We start from the raw sequence: 19513 nt of genomic DNA, 5'->3' as shown, positions 1-19513 counted from the left end.
CCAGGCGCGAAACCCCGAGTAGGCCAACCGGCCGCCGTCGGGGTTTTTTTGTTGGGGAAGCGGAACGAAGCCGGCCACCACATCGGCTTCACTGGTTTCTCCGCCAGCAGGCGGACGACCCGGGGGACACCCGGGCCGGGCACCCAAGGGGCTTTGAGTAGCCATCGGACTAGCAGTGACGAAGAAGGCACAGCAATGAGCAACGGATCTCGCATCACCCCGTCGGTGATGCCATCCCATACGGCCCGCGACAAGCGGGACAGGAACGAGTCGTCGGCCGACAGTCTGGTCCCCGGCCCCAACCGGGTCGTCGAGCCGGCGCAGATGACCGGATCACAGGCGATCGTGCGGGCGCTGGAGGAACTGGGCGTGACGGACGTGTTCGGCCTTCCGGGCGGAGCCATCCTGCCGACCTACGACCCGTTGATGGACTCCACCACCATCCGTCACATCCTGGTGCGCCACGAGCAGGGCGCGGGCCACGCGGCACAGGGCTACTACCTGGCGTCGGGCCGGCCGGGCGTGGCGATCGCCACCTCGGGTCCCGGTGCCACCAACCTCGTGACGGCCATTGCGGACGCCCACATGGACTCCCAGGCCTGCGTGTTCATCACGGGTCAGGTCGCCTCGACGGCCATCGGCTCCGATGCCTTCCAGGAGGCGGACATCGTCGGCATCACCATGCCGATCACCAAGCATTCCCGGCTGATCACGAACGCCGCCGACATCCCCCAGGCCATGGCCGAGGCCTTCCACATCGCCACCACCGGCCGTCCCGGCCCCGTCCTGGTGGACGTCGCCAAGGACGCCCAGCAAGCGATGATGGAGTTCTCCTGGCCCCCGAAGATCGACCTGCCGGGCTACCGGCCGGTGGTCCGCGGTCACTCCAAGCAGGTGCGGGAGGCGGCCCGGCTCATCCAGCGGGCCGAGCGTCCGGTCCTGTACGTGGGCGGCGGCGTCTCCCGCGGCCATGCCAGCGTCGAGCTGGCCGAACTCGCCGAACTGACCGGCGCGCCGGTCGTGACCACCCTGACGGCGCGCGGCGTCTTCCCGGACTCCCATGAGCAGCACCTGGGCATGCCGGGCATGCACGGCTCCGTGGCCGCCGTCTCCGCCCTGCAGATGTCCGACCTGCTGATCACGCTCGGGGCTCGGTTCGACGACCGCGTCACCGGCCAGCTGGCCTCCTTCGCGCCGAAGGCCAAGGTCATCCACGCCGACATCGACCCGGCCGAGATCTCCAAGAACCGGACCGCGGACGTGCCGATCGTGGGCTCGGTCAAGGAGATCATCCCCGAGCTCACCGATGCCGTACGGGACACCCATGCCGAGGCCGGGACGCCGGACCTGGCCGAGTGGTGGACCGTGCTGAACCGGCTCCGCGAGACCTACCCGATGGGCTACGCGCCCACCGAGGACGGCCTGATGAGCCCGCAGAAGGTCATCGAGCGGCTCTCCGAGCACTCCGGGTCCGAGGCCGTGTACGTGGCCGGCGTGGGCCAGCACCAGATGTGGGCCAGCCAGTTCGTGAAGTACGAGCGCCCACATCAGTGGCTGAACTCCGCCGGGCTCGGGACCATGGGCTTCGCGGTCCCCGCCGCCATGGGCGCCCAGGTCGGCAACCCGGACCGCGTGGTCTGGGCCATCGACGGGGACGGCTGCTTCCAGATGACCAACCAGGAGCTGGCCACCTGCCTGATCAACAAGATCCCGATCAAGGTGGCGATCATCAACAATTCCTCGTTGGGCATGGTCCGCCAATGGCAGACCCTGTTCTACGAGTCCCGCTACTCGAACACGGACCTGAACACCGGGCATGACACCATCCGGGTGCCCGACTTCGTCAAGCTCGCGGAGGCCTACGGCTGTGTCGGCCTGCGGTGCGAGAACGAGGAGGACCTGGACGCGACGATCGAACAGGCCCTGGCGATCAACGACCGCCCCGTGGTCGTCGACTTCGTGGTCTCCCGTGACTCCATGGTGTGGCCGATGGTTCCGGCCGGCGTGGGCAACAGCGAGATCCAGGTCGCCAAGGACATGACCCCGGACTGGGACGAGGAGGACTGACCATGGCAAGGCATACTCTGTCCGTGTTGGTGGAGGATCTGCCGGGCGTGCTGACGCGCGTCACCAGCCTCTTCGCCCGCCGGGCCTTCAACATCCACTCCCTGGCCGTGGGCACCTCCGAGCTGGAGGGGCTCTCCCGGATCACCGTGGTGGTGGACGCCGAGGGCGACTTGCTGGAACAGGTGACCAAGCAGCTGAACAAGCTCGTCAATGTCATCAAGGTCGTCGAGCTGGCGGCCGGGGCATCCGTCCAGCGCGACCACCTGCTGGTCAAGGTCCGCTCCGACGCCGCGTCCCGGTCCCAGGTGGTCCAGGCCGTCGAGCTCTTCCGGGCCTCTGTGGTGGACGTCTCCACGGACTCGGTGACCATCGAGGCGACCGGCGCGGCCGACAAGCTGTCCGCTCTGCTCGAGGTCCTGGAGCCCTTCGGGATCCGTGAGCTCGTGCGCTCCGGCACCATCGCCGTCGGGCGTGGGGGCAAGTCGATGACCGACCGTGCCCTCCCCAAGAGCTGAACCCAGAACCAACCCCAACCATCACCTTCAACAGATCCACAACGAGGAGATTTCCTGTGACGACCACCAAGTACTACGAAGACGACGCCGACCTGTCGATCATCCAGGGCCGCACCGTCGCCGTCATCGGCTACGGCTCCCAGGGCCACGCGCACTCCCTGAGCCTGCGCGATTCCGGTGTCGACGTCCGCATCGGCCTGGCCGAGGGCTCGAAGTCCCGTGCCAAGGCCGAGGCCGAGGGTCTGCGTGTCGTCTCCGTGGCCGAGGCCGCTGCTGAAGCGGACCTCATCATGATCCTCACCCCGGACCAGGTCCAGGGCGCGGTCTACAACGAGCACATCGCCCCGAACCTGCAGGACGGCGACGCCCTGTTCTTCGCCCACGGCTTCAACATCCGCTTCGGCTACATCCAGCCCCCGGCCGGTGTGGACGTCGCCTTGGTCGCCCCGAAGGGCCCGGGCCACGTGGTCCGCCGCGAGTTCGAGGCCGGCCGCGGTGTGCCGGCGCTGGTCGCCGTGGAGCAGGACGCCACCGGCAACGCAAAGAACCTGGCCCTGGCCTACGCCAAGGGCATCGGCGGCACCCGCGCCGGCGTCATCGAGACCACCTTCACCGAGGAGACCGAGTCCGACCTCTTCGGCGAGCAGGCCGTGCTCTGCGGCGGCGCCTCCCAGCTGGTCCAGTACGGGTTCGAGACCCTGACCGAGGCCGGCTACCAGCCGGAGATCGCCTACTTCGAGGTGCTGCACGAACTCAAGCTCATCGTGGACCTCATGGTCGAGGGCGGCATCGCCAAGCAGCGCTGGTCCGTCTCGGACACCGCCGAGTACGGCGACTACGTCTCCGGTCCGCGCGTGATCGACCCGTCCGTCAAGGAGAACATGAAGGCCGTGCTGGCCGACATCCAGGACGGCACCTTCGCAAAGCGCTTCATGGACGACCAGGCCGCCGGCGGTCCCGAGTTCAAGAAGCTGCGCGCCGCCGGTGAGGCCCACCCGATCGAGAAGACCGGCCGCGAACTGCGTCAGATGTTCTCCTGGCTGAAGGACTCCGACGACGACTACACCGAGGGCACCGCGGCCCGCTGAGTCGCCTGACCTCGCAGTTCCCGTGAAATGCCCGACGCCGGCCCCTCGTCTTGCGCGAGGGGCCGGCGTCGTCTGCCCCTAGAATCGAAACTGGCCGACCCGAGCCACCGCGTCGGCGCCACTGATCCAAACGAAGGTGATTGACCCGTGTCTGAGACCAAGCCCGTTGTCCTCATTGCTGAAGAACTCTCCCCGGCCACGGTGGACGCGCTCGGTCCGGACTTCGAGATCAGGACCACGGACGGTGCGGACCGGGCCCAGCTGCTGGCGGCCCTGCCGGAGGCCAACGCGGTGCTGGTCCGCTCGGCCACGAAGATGGACGCCGAGGCCATCGCGGCCGCTCCGAACCTGAAGGTCATCGCCCGCGCCGGAGTCGGGCTGGACAACGTGGACACGAAGTCCGCCACCCAGGCCGGCGTCATGGTCGTCAACGCCCCGACCTCCAACATCCTCTCGGCCGCGGAACTGACCTGCGGCCACATCCTCGGGGTGGCCCGCAACATCGCCCCGGCCAACCGTGCGCTCAAGGGCGGCGAGTGGAAGCGTTCCAAGTACTCGGGTGTCGAACTCTACGAGAAGAAGCTCGGCATCATCGGCCTGGGCCGGATCGGCTCGCTCGTGGCCGAGCGCATGCGCTCCTTCGGCATGGAGATCCTGGCCTACGACCCGTACGTCACCTCCGCCCGCGCCCAGCAGATCGGTGCCCGGCTGCTGTCCCTCGACGAGCTGCTGGCCGAGTCCGACTTCATCACCATCCACATGCCGCGCACCCCGGAGACCCTCGGCATGATCTCGGACGAGCAGTTCCGGATCATGAAGGACAGCGCCTTCGTGGTGAACGTCGCCCGCGGTGGCCTGATCGACGAGGACGCCCTGCACCGCGCCCTCGAGGCGGGCATCATCGGTGGCGCGGCCATCGACGTCTTCTCCTCCGAACCGGCTGTGGACCTGCCGTTCTTCGCCCATGACAACGCCGTGGTCACCCCGCACCTGGGCGCCTCCACCGAGGAGGCCCAGGAGAAGGCCGGCGTGTCCGTGGCCAAGTCCGTGCGCCTGGCGCTGGCCGGCGAGCTCGTCCCGGACGCCGTCAACGTGGCTGGCGGCGTCATCCACGAGGATGTCCGTCCCGGCATCCCGCTGGCCGAGAAGCTCGGCCGCATCCTCACGGCCCTGTCCACGGGGGACTCGCTCACCGTGGTGGAACTCGAGGTCGCCGGTGAGATCGCGGACAAGGACGTGAAGTCCCTGCAGCTGGCCGCCCTCAAGGGCGTGTTCACGGACGTGGTCTCGGATCAGGTCTCCTACGTCAACGCCCCGGTCCTGGCCGAGCAGCGTGGCGTCGAGTCCCGCCTGACCACCACCGCCGAGTCCCCGGCCTACCGGAACACCGTCACCGTCAAGGGCGCCACCTCCAACGGCACCCAGCTCTCCGTGGCCGGCACCCTGACGGGACCGAAGCAGGTGCAGAAGGTCGTCGGCATCGATGGCTACGAGCTCGAGGTCCCCATGGCCGAGCACCTGCTCGTGTTCCGCTACACCGACCGCCCGGGCGTCATCGGCACCATCGGCCAGGTCCTCGGGGATGCCGGCGTGAACATCGCCGGCATGGACGTGTCCCGCCAGGAGGAGGGCGGGGAGGCCCTGGCCCTGCTGACCCTGGACGCCACGCTGCCGTCCGGCGTGGCGGAGGAGCTGGGCAACGCCATCGGCGCCTCGAAGGTGGCCGGCATCGACCTGGAGGACTGACCCTCCCGGCGTGTCCCTCATCACGCTCTCATCCGCGGTTGCTTGACTTCTGCCATGCAGAAGACGTTGGTACCAGAGGCCCTTGAAGTCGCAGACGACCGCGGGATGCCCGAGGCCCGCTCTGACACGCGCCGCGGAAGCACGGGCCCGTGGTGGCAGCCCACCGTGTGGTTCCTGCTCGCCGCCGGGCTGGTGTTGGTCATCCTCTCCGCGGTGGTGCCCCTGGTCCTGGGAGTCGGCCCCGTGGACCGCACCTCCCCGGTGCGGGTGTTCTTCGACGTGGCCGGCGAGCGCAACCTGCCGACCTGGTGGAACACGGGCCTGTTGTTGATGGCCGGTGCCCTCAGCGTCGCCGTCGGACTGCTGCGCCGCCCCACGCGCCTGGACGGTCGCAGTGGGTGGGCCGCCTGGGGCGGCTTGGGCGCCCTGCTGGCCCTGATGTCCCTGGACGAGTTCGCCGGCATCCACGAACGCCTGGACGGGCTGTGGCGGCGGCTCGTGGGGGACAACCCGCTGCCGGCCTTCGAGTGGCTGATGCTGGGCGTACCGGTGGCCGGGGCCGTCGTCGTGTTCCTGTGGCTGTGCGCCCGCGTGCTGCCGGCCCCGTCCATGGCGCTGTATGTGCTGGGCATCCTGGTGTTCTTCCTCGGGGCGCTCGGTGCTGAGGCCGTGGTGGTGGCGGCCGGGGTGCCCTTGGACTCGTGGGCCTACGTGGCGAGCTATCACGTGGAGGAACTGCTGGAGTTCACCGGCTCCGCCCTCCTGGTGGTCGCGCCGCTGGCAGCCGTCCGGCTGGCGCCCGATCGGGTGGCCAGCGGGCTGGAACTGACGTGGCACGCCGGCCGCCGGCGGGGCAGCGAACCGGACCGGCCGGCGTCGGCGATGCGATAGATTCGACGGGTGACTTCTCCGGATGCCGAGCCCCAGAACCAGACCCCCGAGCGGGAGCCGTACTACCTGACGACCGCCATCTCGTACCCGAACGGTGAACCCCACATCGGGCACGCCTACGAGTTCGTCGGCACGGACGTGATGGCCCGGTTCCAGCGGCTGGACGGCAAGGACGTGTACTTCCTGACGGGCACGGACGAGCACGGCCAGAAGATGCAGCAGACGGCGCAGGCCGAGGGCATCACGGCCCTGGAGCTCGCCACCCGGAACTCGGCGGCGTTCAAGGCGGTCGACGACGAGGTGCTGGACATCTCCTATGACCGGTTCATCCGCACCACGGATGCCGACCACACCCTGGCGGTCCAGGAGATCTGGCGTCGCATGGAGGCCGCCGGGGACATCTACCTGGACCAGTACGCCGGCTGGTACTCCGTCCGGGACGAGCGCTTCTTCGGCGAGGACGAGACCGAGGTCCGCCCGGACGGAAAGCGCTACGCCACCGAGACCGGCACCGAGGTGACGTGGACCGAGGAGGAGAGCTACTTCTTCCGTCTGTCCCAGTACCAGGACCGGCTGCTCGAGTTGTACCACACCCGCCCGGACTTCGCCGCGCCGCAGTCCCGGTTCAACGAGGTCATCCGCTTCGTCGAGTCCGGCCTGGAGGACCTGTCCATCTCCCGGACCTCCTTCGACTGGGGGATCGAAGTCCCGGCACCCGCTGCGGGCTCCGGCAACCGGCCCACGCAGGACCACGTCATGTACGTGTGGGTGGACGCCCTGACCAACTACCTCACCGGTGCCGGCTTCCCGGCGGAGGACTCGGAGCAGTTCCGCTTCTGGCCCGCCGACCTGCACGTGATCGGCAAGGACATCTCGCGGTTCCACTGCATCTTCTGGCCCGCCTTCCTGATGAGTGCCGGACTCGAGTTGCCCCGGCGGGTCATGATCCACGGCTTCCTCAACAACAACGGCGAGAAGATGTCCAAGTCCCTGGGCAACGTGGTCGGTCCCGCGGAGTGGGTCGAGCACTACGGTCTGGACGCCGTGCGCTACTTCCTGCTGCGCGAGTTCCCCTTCGGTGCCGATGGCTCGTACAGCCACGAGGCCGTCGTCGGGCGCAAGAACGCGGACCTGGCCAACAACCTCGGGAACCTCGCCCAGCGGTCCCTGTCCATGGTGGCCAAGAACCTGGACGGTGTGGTGCCCCAGCCGGGGGAGTACACCGGGGCGGACCGTGCCCTGCTGGACGCAGCCGCCGGCCTGTTGGACACGGCCCGCGCGGACTACCGCGTGCAGGACTACCACCATGCCCTCGAGGTCAGTTGGGCGCTGTTGGGCGATGCGAACGCCTACTTCGCGGAGCAGCAGCCCTGGGTGCTGCGCAAGACCGACCCCGCGCGGATGGCCACGGTGCTCTACGTGACCCTGGAGACCGTGCGGCGCGTGGCCCTGCTGGTGCAGCCGGTCATGCCCGGGTCCGCCGCGAAACTGCTGGACTTCTTGGGTATCGCCCCCAGTGGCGACGCCGGCCGCACCGGTGCCTCGGGCGCCGGCCCGCGCTCCTTCGCGGCCTGGGACGAGGCCCTGGTGCCGGGCAGCTCCCTGCCCGCGCCCCAGCCGGTCTTCCCGCGGCACGAGGAGCCGGACGCCGGCTGAGACCGCGTCCACCATGTGGACAGCTCGACCACATGGTGGACGGTCATGAGGGCGTCGGCCTAGCCTGTCGCCATGGACAACACAGCCTCCGCCACCGCTCCGTCCGCTACCTCCTCCGGTGCGACCACGGCCCTGGACCTCGCCGTCATCGGTGGCGACGGGATCGGCCCGGAAGTCACCGCCGAGGCCCTCAAAGTCATGCGTGCGGCCACCGCTGCCGCCGGCGACGCCGAGATCACGGCCACCGAGTACACCCTCGGTGCCGCCCATTGGCTCGCGACGGGAGAGACCCTCACCGACGAGGCGCTGGAGCAGTTGCGAGGCCATGACGCCATCCTGTTCGGCGCCGTCGGCGCTGCCCCGAACGACACCCGGATCCCCTCGGGGCTGATCGAACGCGAGCTGCTGCTCAAGCTCCGGTTCTCGCTCGACCACGGCGTGAACCTGCGCCCGTCTCGCCTCTACCCTGGAGTCCCGAGCCCGCTGGCCCACCCCGGGGACATCGACTTCGTGGTGGTCCGTGAGGGCACCGAGGGCCCCTACGTGGGCAACGGTGGCGCCATCCGGACCGGCACGGCGCAGGAGATCGCGACCGAGGTCTCCATCAACACCGCCTTCGGCGTGGACCGTGTGGTCCGCCATGCCTTCGCCCTGGCCGCCACCCGCGATCGTCGCCACGTCACCCTGGTGCACAAGCACAACGTCCTGGTCCACGCCGGCCACCTGTGGCGCCGCACCGTGGAAGCCGTGGCCGCCGAGCACCCGGACGTCACCCACGACTACATGCACGTCGATGCCGCCACCATCTTCATGACCACGGACCCGGCCCGCTTCGACGTCATCGTGACGGACAACCTGTTCGGTGACATCCTCACGGATCTCGCCGCGGCCGTCACCGGGGGCATCGGTCTGGCCGCCTCCGGCAACGTCAACATCTCCGGCACCGCACCGTCCATGTTCGAGCCGGTCCACGGCTCCGCCCCGGACATCGCCGGCCAGCAGAAGGCCGACCCGACGGCAGCCATCCTCTCCGGCGCCCTGCTGCTCGAGCACGCGGGCCGCTCCGAGGCCGCCCGCCGCATCAACGAGGCTGTGTACGCGGACATCGCGGCCCGCGGCGGGGCGGACAGTGCGACTGCTCGGAGCACCGCCGAGATCGGTGATGCCATCGCCCGCTCTGTCTGAGCCGGCGGGTTCTATGATGGATGCACCCGATGAGAAAGAAGTTGCCGTGACCATGGAATTCGCCCGCCACCCCCATCCCTCGCCGATCGCCGAGGAGCGGCGCCGGGAGATCCTGGTCAGCCCCGGCTTCGGGCAGCACTTCACCGATCACATGGTCTCCATCGACTGGACCCGGGCGTCCGGGGATGCCGCCGCCGTGTCCTCGGCACCCCACAGCGGAGGCGAATGGCATGACGCCCGCCTCGAGCCGTTCGGCCCGCTGTCCCTCTCACCGGCCGCCGCCGTGTTCCACTATGCCCAGGAAATCTTCGAGGGCCTCAAGGCCTACCGGCATGACGACGGCAGCGTGTGGACCTTCCGCCCGCAGGCCAACGCCGCACGGCTCAACCGTTCCGCCCGTCGCCTGGCGCTACCGGAGCTGCCCGAGGAGGTCTTCCTGGAGGCGCTGCGCGTGCTGGTCTCCACGGACCAGTCCTGGGTCCCCGATGGCGACGGCCAATCGCTCTACCTGCGGCCCTTCATGATCGCCACCGAGGAGTTCCTCGGGGTGCGGCCGGCCAACGAGGTCGGCTTCAAGGTCATCGCCTCCCCGGCCGGCAACTACTTCGGCGGCGAACTCAAGCCCGTGTCCATCTGGGTGTCGCGCGAGTTGGCCCGTGCCGGCCACGGTGGTACGGGTGCCGCCAAGTTCGGGGGCAACTACGCCGCGTCGCTGGCAGCCCAGCTCGAGGCCTCGGCGCTCGGCTGCGACCAGGTACTGTTCCTGGATCCGGTCCGGGACAACGCTGTCGAGGAACTCGGCGGCATGAACGTCTTCTTCGTCTTCGCGGACGGCAGCCTGGTCACTCCGGAGCTGACCGGCACCATCCTGGAGGGCGTGACGCGCTCTTCCGTGCTCCAGCTGGGCCGGGATCGCGGCATGAACGTGGTCGAGCGCACCATCACCGTCGAGGAATGGCGCGCGGGCGTGGCCAGCGGTGAGATCACCGAGGTCTTCGCCTGCGGCACGGCCGCGGTCATCACCCCGATCGGCACCCTGGTGGACGGAGAGGACTCCTTCACGTCGCCGGCGGTCGATCCGGCCACCTCGGTCGCGCTGGACATCCGCCGCGAGCTGCTGGACCTGCAGACCGGCCATGGCGATGACCGGCACGGCTGGCTGTACCGGCTGGTGTGATTCCCCGAGCGTGATCCCGGGGGCGTGATTCGGCAGGCATGATCCGGCGGACCGTCACACGGGCTGCACTGACTTAGGCTGGTGGCATGCGCATTGCCCGATTTGTAGTAGACGCCGAACCTCAGTACGGACTCGTCGAGGGGGAGGCCGAGAATCCCCAGGCCGACTCGGATGACCTCGAGGTCGTGGTCCTCCACGGGGACCCGTTCTTCCAGGGCATCCAGCCCACCTCCACGCGCCACCGCCTGGCGGACGTGCGCCTCGTGGCCCCCATCATCCCTCGGTCGAAGATCGTGGGCATTGGGCGCAATTGGGCGGACCACGCGTCCGAGCTCGGCAACGCCGTCCCGGACAGCCCCCAGTTCTTCCTCAAGCCCAACACCTCCGTGGTGGGACCGGGCGAGCCGGTCACCCTGCCGGCCTGGAGCGAGCAGATCTCCTATGAGGCCGAGCTGGCCGTGGTCATCGGCACCATCTGCAAGGACGTTCCCGCCGAGCGCGTGGACGATGTGGTCTTCGGCTACACGGTCGGCAACGACCTCACGGCCCGGGATGCGCAGAAGTCCGACCTGCAGTGGGCCCGCGCCAAGGGCTTCGACGGCGCCTGTCCCCTCGGGCCATGGATCGAGACTGGCCTGACCAGTGCGGACACCGAGGACCTGGGTATCCGGATGGAACTGGGCGGTGCCGTCGTCCAGGACGGTCGCACCTCGGACATGGTCTTCGGGGTGAAGGAGATCGTCTCCGCCGTCTCCCAGGCCTTCACCCTGCTTCCCGGTGACGTCATCCTCACGGGGACACCGGCCGGCGTCGGGCTCGTGGAAGGCGGGCAGCGGACCGAGGCGACCGTGGAGGGCATCGGCACCCTCACCACGCTGTTCCGCCGCTGAGTTCCGCCGCTGACGCTGCCCCACCACCTGGCCGGCCCGGGGGAGGACCTCCGCAGTGGACTCCGCAGCGGCCGCCGGACCGCCCGTGACGAGAAGGCGGCGGGGGCCGCACTAGGATGGTGGCCATCATGAGCCCTGAAACCCGACCGGCCCCTGCCGATGTTCCCGTTGTCCCCGCCGAGACGCCCGTCCGCGTTCGCTTCTGTCCCTCACCCACCGGAACCCCGCACGTCGGGCTGATCCGCACGGCCCTGTTCAACTGGGGCTGGGCGCGCCACACCGGCGGCAAGATGGTGTTCCGCATCGAGGACACCGACGCCAAGCGCGATTCCGAGGAGAGCTACCAGCAGCTGCTGGAGGCCATGGACTGGCTCGGCATCGACTGGGACGAGGGCGTGGAGGTCGGTGGACCGCACGGCCCGTACCGGCAGTCACAGCGCGCTGACCTCTACCAGGAGGTCATCGGCAAGCTCCGGGACGCGGGCTACATCTACGAGGCCTTCTCCACGGCTGACGAGGTCGAGGCCCGGCACCGGGCCGCCGGCCGGGACCCGAAGCTGGGCTATGACAACTTCGACCGTGAGCTGTCCGAGGAGCAGAAGCAGGCCTTCCGGGCGGAGGGCCGCCAGCCGGTCCTGCGTCTGCGCATGCCGGACACGGACATCACCTTCACGGACACCGTCCGCGGAGAGATCACCTTCCGGGCCGGTTCCGTCCCGGACTTCGTGGTGGTCCGGGCCGATGGGAACCCCCTGTACACCCTGGTGAACCCCGTGGACGACGCCCTGATGGAGATCACCCATGTGCTGCGCGGTGAGGACCTGCTCTCCTCCACGCCCCGCCAGATCGCGCTCTACCGAGCTCTCTACGCGGTGGGCGTGGCGAAGTACATGCCGGAGTTCGGGCACCTGCCCTACGTCATGGGCGAGGGCAACAAGAAGCTGTCCAAGCGTGACCCGCAGTCGAACCTGTTCCTGCACCGAGAGCGCGGCTTCATCCCCGAGGGGCTCATCAACTACCTGGCCCTGCTGGGCTGGTCCCTCTCCGCGGACGAGGACATCTTCACCCGCGAGCAGTTCATCGAGGCCTTCGACATCCACCAGGTCCTGGCCAACCCCGCCCGTTTCGACGAGAAGAAGGCCACGGCGATCAACGGCACCCACATCCGGTTGCTGGACGCCGCCGACTTCCGTGGCCGGCTGGTGCCCTACCTGCAGGCCGCGGGCCTCGTGGGTGAAGCCCTGACCGACCGGGAGAACGAGATCCTCGATGCCGGTGCCCCCCTCGTCCAGGAGCGCGTCGCCCTCCTCGGGGAGGCCGTGGACATGCTCGCCTTCCTCTTCCAGCCGGACGCGGACATCAGGACGGCGGACGGGGCCCTGAAGGGCATGCCCGCCGATCTGCCGGCGGCCCTGGCCGCGGCCCGGGCCGGTCTGGACGGGATCGACGCCGGCTCGTGGACCGTCGAGTCCATCGAGGCTGCCCTGCGTGCCGCGTTGATCGACGGCCTGGGACTCAAGCCGCGGCAGGCCTTCGGCCCTGTGCGCACCGCCGTGTCCGGCAAGAAGGTCTCACCGCCCCTGTTCGAGTCCCTGGAGATCCTGGGCAAGGACTCCACCCTCTCGCGCCTGGACCGGTTTGCGGCTGAACAGGCAGAACGGGCCGAACAGGCGCAGCAGCAGACCGCGGCAACGCCGGAAGCCTAGGACGCCGGGCGGGAGTCCGGGCCGGAGTTCTCACTGGAGGCCTCCGGCCCGGTTCCGTCTGGTCCGGAGGCGTGTTCACGGCGGGCCCGTCGGCGCCAGGCGGCCAGGCCGGCGAGCACCGCCGCGAGGGCGAGGAACGGCAGGCCGAGTCGCCAGACCTCACCCTCGACCTGGGTGGCCAGACCGAGGCAGGAGACGATCCCGGCCACGGGCAGGAAGGCCGGGACGCGGAAGTGGCGCCGATCCACCGGATCCCGCCGCAGTACCAGCACGGCGGCGTTGACCGCCGTGAACACCACGAGCAGCAGGAGCACCATGGTGCCCGCCAAGATCTCCAGCGTGCCGGTCAGGGCGAGCACCAGGGACAGGCCGGTGGTGGCGATGATGGCCACCCAGGGCGTCCGCCGCTGCGGGAGCAGCCGGGTCAGCACGGCCGGCAGCAGCCCGTCCCGGGCCATGCCGTAGGCCAGACGCGAGGACATGATGCCGGTCAGCAGAGCACCGTTGGCCACTGCCACGAGGGCGATCACACTGAAGAGGACCGGCGGGATGAATCCGGCGGCCGTGACCACCTGGAGCAGTGGAGCGGAACTCTCGGCCAGCTCCGCCGTGGGGATGACGGCTGCGGCAGCCGCGCCGACGAGCGCGTAGACGACGCCGGCCACGATCAGGGCGCCGAAGAGGGCCCGGGGGTAGGACCGCGCCGGGTCCTTTGTCTCCTCGGCGATGTTCACGCTCGTCTCGAAGCCCACGTAGGAGTAGAAGGCGAGGACGGTGCCGGCCAGGACGGCGGGCAGCGGACCATGATCGCCCGTGCCCAGTTCGGTCAGCCGGCCGAGGTCCCCGTCGCCGCGGGCCACGACGATGATGCCGAGGACGACCACCAGGATCAGGCCGGAGACCTCGATGATGGTCGCCACGCGGTTGGCGCCCATCGACTCGGAGATGCCCCGCGCGTTCAGCGCGGCCAGCAGACCCAGGAAGACCACCACCACGAGGGCCGTGGGGAGGGTGACGAACTCGGTGAGGTAGTCGCCGGCGAAGCCGAGCGCCAGGGTGCCCACGGACACGATGCCGGCCGAGAGCATGCAGAACCCGACCAGGAAGCCGACGAAGGGGCCGAAGGCGCGCATGGTGTAGTGGGCGGAGCCTCCGGCGCGCGGATACTTGGTGGCCAGTTCGGCGTAGGAACCGGCCGTCAGCAGGGCCAGGACCAGGGCGACCACGAGGGGGACCCAGACAGCGCCGCCCGCCGTGGCGGCGATCTCCCCGGCCAGGACGTAGACGCCCGCGCCGAGGACATCGCCGAGGATGAAGAAGAAGAGCCCCGCGGTGGTGACCGTCCGGCGCAGGGAAACTTGCTGATCGGAGGAGGCTGTCATGGACACACTGTAAGCGCGGGGGAGGCCGCGTGGCGGCCGTTTTGTCATTGGGCCGGAACGCCGGTATAGTAAACACCCGTGCCGGAGTGAGTCCGGCATGAATGGCGTAGGAGGGATCCGGGCCACCGGATCATCTCCTTGACAGCCATTGGGGTATGGTGTAATCGGCAACACAACGGTTTCTGGTACCGTCATTCTAGGTTCGAGTCCTGGTACCCCAGCGGAGTCCATCGGTTCGGTTTCGATCGATTTGGTGGAATCCCCCAGAGTGTGAAATACTACTGGGGTTGCCCAAGCGGAAATGCCTCACGGCAGGACGGTTGAGCAACGGTGACGGCCCCATCGTATAGCGGCCTAGTACGCTGCCCTCTCACGGCGGTAACGCGGGTTCGAATCCCGCTGGGGTCACCATGTGAGAAGACCCGGTCCATCAGGACCGGGTCTTTTTCTTTGCCTGTCGGAACCTGCTGCGCTCCGGTGTCCAGTTCCGGTGCCATGATGGGATGCGTGAGCACTGATCCCACCCCCGTCCCGCCGCAGCGAGCGGCCCAGGCCGTGGACCTGCTGAGCCGGCTGCGCAGCGAACTGGCCGGGGTGTCCCTGCCGCTCGGGATCGACGGGGCCGCCGAGGCCGCCCGGGTGCGGAATTCCGCCGTGGCCCAACTGGACGACTACGTCCTGCCGCGGTACCGCAGCCTGGACGCACCGCTGCTGGCCGTCGTCGGGGGATCCACCGGTGCCGGCAAGTCCACGCTCGTCAATGCCCTGGTGGGGCACGCCGTGACCCGTTCCGGCGCCATCCGCCCGACCACACGGCAACCGATCCTCCTCCACCACCCGGAGGACGTCGACTGGTTCACCACCGCCCGCGTGCTGCCGAACCTCTCCCGGACCACCGGCCGCCGCGCCGTGCCCGGAACCGCGGTGCCCGCGGAACGCGCAGGGGTGGATCCGGATCCCGAGGCCATCAATTCCCTGGTCCTGGTGGCCGAACCGGCCCTGCCCGCCGGCCTGGCCCTGCTGGACGCCCCGGACATCGACTCCATCGCGGACGAGAACCGGCGACTGGCCGGTCAGCTGCTCTCGGCCGCAGACCTGTGGATCTTCGTCACCACCGCGAACCGCTATGCGGATGCCGTCCCCTGGGAGCTGCTCCTGGACGCCGCCGCCCGGGACATCACGGTCGCCGTGGTGCTGGACCGCGTTCCGGCCGGCGTGGAGGACGAGGTGGCCACGGACCTGCGCGGACTCCTCGAGCGTCAGGGGCTGGGCTCGGCCGGGCTCTTCGTCGTCACGGAATCCGCCCTCGACGTCCAGGGGATGCTCCCGGCGGGCGCCGTGCGGCCGCTGCGAGAGTGGCTGGAATCCATTGCCGGCGATGCCGGTTCCCGTGCGGAGGTTGCCCGCCGCACGCTCAACGGGGTGGTCCGGCAACTGGCTGAGAAGACTTCGGACCTGGCGGACGCCGAGGACGACCAGCGCCACGCGTCGGCCCGGCTGGCCGGTGACGTGGACTCCGCTTACGAGCAGGCGCTGGCGGGCGTGCTGGCCTCCACCCAGGACGGGACGCTGCTGCGCGGCGAGGTGCTCTCCCGCTGGCAGGACTTTGTCGGCACGGGAGAGTTCTTCCGCACGCTGGAATCGGGGATCGGGCGGCTGAGGGACCGGATCACGTCCTTCTTCCGCGGCCGGCCGGCCCCACCGGAGGAGGTCGAGACGGCGATCGAGACGGGCCTGCACGCCGTCCTCGTGGAACAGGCTGCGGCGGCCTCCGAGGAGTCCGCCCAGCGCTGGCGTCAGGACGCCGCCGGACGCGCGCTCGTCACCGGTCAGGATCCGGCCAGGCTCCCCGCCGACTTCAGCGACCGCGCGGCCGCCGAGATCCGCGGCTGGCAGGGTGACCTGATCGCCCTGATCGAACGCGAGGGTGCCGGCAAGCGGACGATGGCCCGGATCTCCGCTCTGGGGGTGAACGGCGTGGCCGTGACCCTGATGATCGTCTCCTTCGCCGCCACCGGTGGGCTGCTGGGCATCGAGGTCGGGATCGCCGGCGGGACTGCGGTAGTGGCGCAGAAGCTGCTCGAATCGATCTTCGGCGAGGACGCCGTCCGCCGGCTGGCCCAACGCTCCCAGGCGAACCTCGTGGACCGGATCACCGGGCTGCTGCAATCCGACGCCCGCCGGTTCACCGCGCTGTTGGACGGCGTCCGTGACCAGGAGGAGACCGATCAGCTGCTTTCCCTCGTCCCCGAACTGCGCCGGCTGGCCGGACGGGAGGGCTGACCCGTGACGATCTTCGACTCCGGTCCGCTGGACCGCAAGCTCACCGCGCTCGAGACCGCCACCCAGCTGGGCGAGGGGCGGGTGTCCGAGGAGATGCTGGCCGCAGCCGGTCAAGTGGTGGAGCGGGCCCGGGAACGACGCCGGCTCTCGGCCGACCACACGGTCGTCGGCTTCTTCGGCGCCACCGGGTCCGGCAAGTCCAGCCTCTTCAACGCGGTCACCGGTCACCCGCTCGCCCGCGCCGCTGCCACGCGGCCCACGACCTCCGAGCCCCTGGCCGCCGTGTGGGGTGCGGACGGGTCCGCACCGCTGCTCGACTGGCTGGAGGTCTCCCAGCGCCACCAGTTGGACGGCCCCGCGGCCGGAACCGAGCCCTCGGGCCCGTGGTCCCGGCTGCTCGGCGAGCGCTGGGGTCGGCTGAATGGCCGACAGAACGACCAACCCGGGGGCCTGATCCTGCTGGACCTGCCGGACTTCGACTCGATCGCCGTCCGGCACCGGGAGATCGTGACCCGGCTGGCCGGCCAGGTGGACGTGCTCGTCTGGGTCGTCGATCCGCAGAAGTACGCGGATGCCGCCCTGCACCGCGAATTCCTCGAGCCGTTGGCCGCCCACCGCGGCGTCACCCTCGTGGTCCTGAACCAGGTCGACCGGCTCGCCGAGGCGGACGTGGGGGCCGTGACCACATCCCTGAAGGGCATCCTGGCTCAGGACGGCCTCGCCCGCGTGCCCGTCTATCCTGCCTCGGCCACCACCGGTGCCGGCGTCGAGCCGCTCCGGTCCGCCATCGCGGAGGTGGCTGAACGGCAGAGCGCCGCCAGTGAACGGCTGCTCTCGGATGTGCGCACGGCCGCCAAGGCCCTCGGCGCCGGGGACGCGGGAGGCGTTCCGGCCGGCGTCGGGAAGGCGGATGAGGCCAGGCTCGTGGACGCTCTGACCGAGGCTGCCGGCGTCACCACCGTGGTGCGGGCCGTGCAGCGGTCCTACCGGATGGAGGGCGGCCGCCGCACCGGATGGCCCGTGGTCCGGTGGGCCACGCGCCTCCGTCAGGACCCGCTGCGCCGGCTCGGGTTGCGACGCGGGGACGATCCGCAGCGCGGGACGAACCGGGCGCCGGCCTCCACGGCAGACGATCCGCGACTGCACCGGAGCTCGCTGCCCGAGCGCAGCCCGGCGCAGCGGGCGCAGGCCGACGGCGCCATCCGCGCCTTCGCCGAGGTCACGGGCGCCGGCGCCCCGGACGCGTGGCGTTCGGCCATCCGCCGTGCCGCCCGGAGCCATGCGGACACGCTCCCGGACGAACTGGACCAGGCAATCACCTCCACCGACCTGGGGGCCGGGAAGGGTTCCTGGTGGTGGCACGTGGTCAACGCCCTCCAGTGGATCGCGCTGGTGGCCGCCGTGGCCGGCCTCGCCTGGCTGGGCGTCCTGGCCCTGGCCGGGTACTTCCAGTTCGACGTGCCACCCGCCCCGGCCGTGGAGGGTTTCCCGATCCCCACCCTGCTCGTGTTCGGCGGACTGGCCTTCGGGCTGCTGCTGGCACTGCTGATGACCCCGCTGGTGCGGCTGGGGGCACGGAACCGTGCGCGCCGTGCCCGACGCCGGCTGCGCGCCGCGGTCTCGAAGGTCGCCCGCGAGCGCATCGCCGAGCCGGTGACGGCGGAGATCGAACGCTACGGTGCGTTCCGGGAGGCGCTGGCGGCGGCCAGCGGGCGCCATTGACCGCGCCTGGCATGACACCGGCCCCGCGAGCCCGCCAGACCGTCGGCGGACTGGGCGAATCGGGGATCCTGCGGATCCTGAACCGCCGTTTCGCCGCCGTGCCGGCCGCGGGAGACTGGCCGGAGGGGACCGTCGGCCCCGGAGACGATGCCGCCGTGGTGGCCGCCCCGGATGGCCGGTTCGTCATCACGACGGATGCCATGGCGCAGGACCGTGACTTCCGGCTGGACTGGCCAGCCGTTCACGGCGTGATGTTCGACGGACATGGCTTGGCGGGCGGCTATTCCACCGGTTGGAAGGCCGCCGCCCAGAACCTCTCCGACATCAACGCCATGGGCGGTGAGCCCTCCGGCCTCCTCCTGGCCCTGACCATGCCCCCTGCCACCCCTGTGGCCTGGATCGACGGCCTCGCGGCCGGGCTCGCCGGGGCGGTGCGTCACCTCGGGGCGACTCGCTGCCGGATCGTCGGCGGAGACCTGGGCTCGGACGATCGCATCACCGTGGCCGTCACCGCCACGGGCGACCTGGATGGCCGGCCGGCGGTGCGGCGCACCCTGCCGCCTGCAGCCCGTGCGGTCACGGCTGGCCATGAACTGGACCTGGTCCTGTGTGGCCGGGCCGGCTGGGCCGCCGCCGGCCTGAACGTGCTGGAGACGCCCCGCGGGCGGTTGAGTGAACTGCTGCGCGCTGCCGAACAGGCAGAACAGTCGGAACACGCGGAACCCGGCGTCCGGCGGCTCGCCGCGCTGGCGGCCGCCGCCCAACTCCGGCCCCGGCCCGTGCTGGGGGCAGGACGGGTGGCCGCCGAGGCCGGGGCACTGGCCATGATGGATGTCTCCGATGGTGTGCTGAAGGACGCCGGCCGCCTGGCCGCGGCCAACGGTCTGCGGGCGGAGCTCGATCCGGACTGGGTGCGCCGCGAGGCCTCGGCCCTCATGCCCCTGGCCTGCGCCCTGGATCCCGCGAGCGGGCAGCGGACCGCCGAACGCTGGGTGTCCGCTGGGGGAGAGGACTACGGCCTCCTCGCCGCCCTGCCCGCAGGCGCCGCGGTGCCCGCGGGATTCCGGCGGATCGGACGCCTGGTCGCCGAGTCGGGAACACCCGCGGCAGCAGAGCACGAGGGCAGCACCGGCAGCACCGGCAGCGTTGGCGGTGCTGACGGGTGGGACCACTTCACGGACCGGTGACCGGCCGGCGTCGTTCTC

Annotated in this window: 14 protein-coding genes and 2 tRNA genes; 15 read left to right on the top strand and 1 reads right to left on the bottom strand. The window is 70.2% G+C overall.

What is annotated here, in order from left to right:
• The first annotated feature begins 195 nt into the window (after positions 1-195).
• The 10 genes from IEX49_RS00680 (at position 196) to gltX (ending at position 12921) form a co-directional block, all read left to right on the top strand.
• Positions 196-2067 carry an acetolactate synthase large subunit gene (locus IEX49_RS00680; protein WP_188803226.1) on the top strand — a complete coding sequence of 624 codons (1872 nt, stop codon included), beginning with the start codon at positions 196-198 and terminating at the stop codon, positions 2065-2067.
• Positions 2068-2069: 2 nt separating this feature from the next.
• Complete coding sequence (ilvN, locus tag IEX49_RS00675; RefSeq protein ID WP_188803224.1) at positions 2070-2582, top strand: acetolactate synthase small subunit; 513 nt, start codon at positions 2070-2072, stop codon at positions 2580-2582.
• Positions 2583-2638: 56 nt separating this feature from the next.
• Positions 2639-3670 (top strand): ketol-acid reductoisomerase, encoded by a 1032-nt coding sequence (ilvC, locus tag IEX49_RS00670; RefSeq protein WP_115930965.1) that lies wholly within the window; start codon positions 2639-2641, stop codon positions 3668-3670.
• A gap of 147 nt (positions 3671-3817) precedes the next feature.
• Positions 3818-5416 (top strand): phosphoglycerate dehydrogenase, encoded by a 1599-nt coding sequence (serA, locus tag IEX49_RS00665; protein WP_188803222.1) that lies wholly within the window; start codon positions 3818-3820, stop codon positions 5414-5416.
• A gap of 54 nt (positions 5417-5470) precedes the next feature.
• Positions 5471-6307, top strand: a complete 837-nt coding sequence (locus tag IEX49_RS00660) for a DUF8692 domain-containing protein (RefSeq protein WP_188803220.1) — start codon at positions 5471-5473, stop codon at positions 6305-6307.
• A gap of 9 nt (positions 6308-6316) precedes the next feature.
• Complete coding sequence (metG, locus tag IEX49_RS00655) at positions 6317-7963, top strand: methionine--tRNA ligase (RefSeq protein WP_188803219.1); 1647 nt, start codon at positions 6317-6319, stop codon at positions 7961-7963.
• Positions 7964-8035: 72 nt separating this feature from the next.
• Positions 8036-9148, top strand: a complete 1113-nt coding sequence (locus tag IEX49_RS00650; RefSeq protein WP_188803217.1) for a 3-isopropylmalate dehydrogenase — start codon at positions 8036-8038, stop codon at positions 9146-9148.
• A 52-nt stretch (positions 9149-9200) separates the two neighbouring features.
• Complete coding sequence (locus IEX49_RS00645; RefSeq protein WP_188804144.1) at positions 9201-10325, top strand: branched-chain amino acid aminotransferase; 1125 nt, start codon at positions 9201-9203, stop codon at positions 10323-10325.
• Between the two features lie 86 nt (positions 10326-10411).
• Positions 10412-11215 (top strand): fumarylacetoacetate hydrolase family protein, encoded by an 804-nt coding sequence (locus tag IEX49_RS00640; protein WP_188803215.1) that lies wholly within the window; start codon positions 10412-10414, stop codon positions 11213-11215.
• Positions 11216-11343: 128 nt separating this feature from the next.
• The gene (gltX, locus tag IEX49_RS00635; protein ID WP_188803213.1) at positions 11344-12921 is read left to right on the top strand and encodes a glutamate--tRNA ligase; all 1578 of its coding nucleotides are present in this window, start codon (positions 11344-11346) and stop codon (positions 12919-12921) included.
• On the opposite strand, the gene IEX49_RS00630 is transcribed toward gltX, so the two are convergent.
• The gene (locus IEX49_RS00630) at positions 12918-14303 is read right to left on the bottom strand and encodes an APC family permease (protein ID WP_188803211.1); all 1386 of its coding nucleotides are present in this window, start codon (positions 14301-14303) and stop codon (positions 12918-12920) included. The two genes, gltX and IEX49_RS00630, sit on opposite strands and share 4 nt — an antisense overlap.
• Positions 14304-14452: 149 nt before the next feature.
• On the opposite strand from IEX49_RS00630, the gene IEX49_RS00625 reads away from it, so the two are divergent.
• From IEX49_RS00625 to IEX49_RS00605, 5 genes are all read left to right on the top strand, one after another.
• Positions 14453-14524, top strand: a tRNA-Gln gene (locus IEX49_RS00625).
• Between the two features lie 114 nt (positions 14525-14638).
• A tRNA-Glu gene (locus IEX49_RS00620) sits at positions 14639-14714 on the top strand.
• A gap of 96 nt (positions 14715-14810) precedes the next feature.
• Positions 14811-16586, top strand: coding sequence for a dynamin family protein (locus IEX49_RS00615; protein ID WP_229672066.1), 1776 nt, complete (start codon positions 14811-14813; stop codon positions 16584-16586).
• Between the two features lie 3 nt (positions 16587-16589).
• Positions 16590-18308 carry a GTPase gene (locus tag IEX49_RS00610; RefSeq protein ID WP_229672065.1) on the top strand — a complete coding sequence of 573 codons (1719 nt, stop codon included), beginning with the start codon at positions 16590-16592 and terminating at the stop codon, positions 18306-18308.
• 11 nt (positions 18309-18319) lie between these two features.
• Entirely contained in the window at positions 18320-19495 is a 1176-nt protein-coding gene (locus tag IEX49_RS00605) for a thiamine-phosphate kinase (protein WP_188803209.1), read from the top strand.
• Positions 19496-19513 lie beyond the last annotated feature (18 nt).

Source organism: Citricoccus zhacaiensis (assembly GCF_014645315.1).
GTDB lineage: Bacteria > Actinomycetota > Actinomycetes > Actinomycetales > Micrococcaceae > Citricoccus > Citricoccus zhacaiensis.
This window is presented reverse-complemented; position numbering and strand designations above follow the sequence as displayed.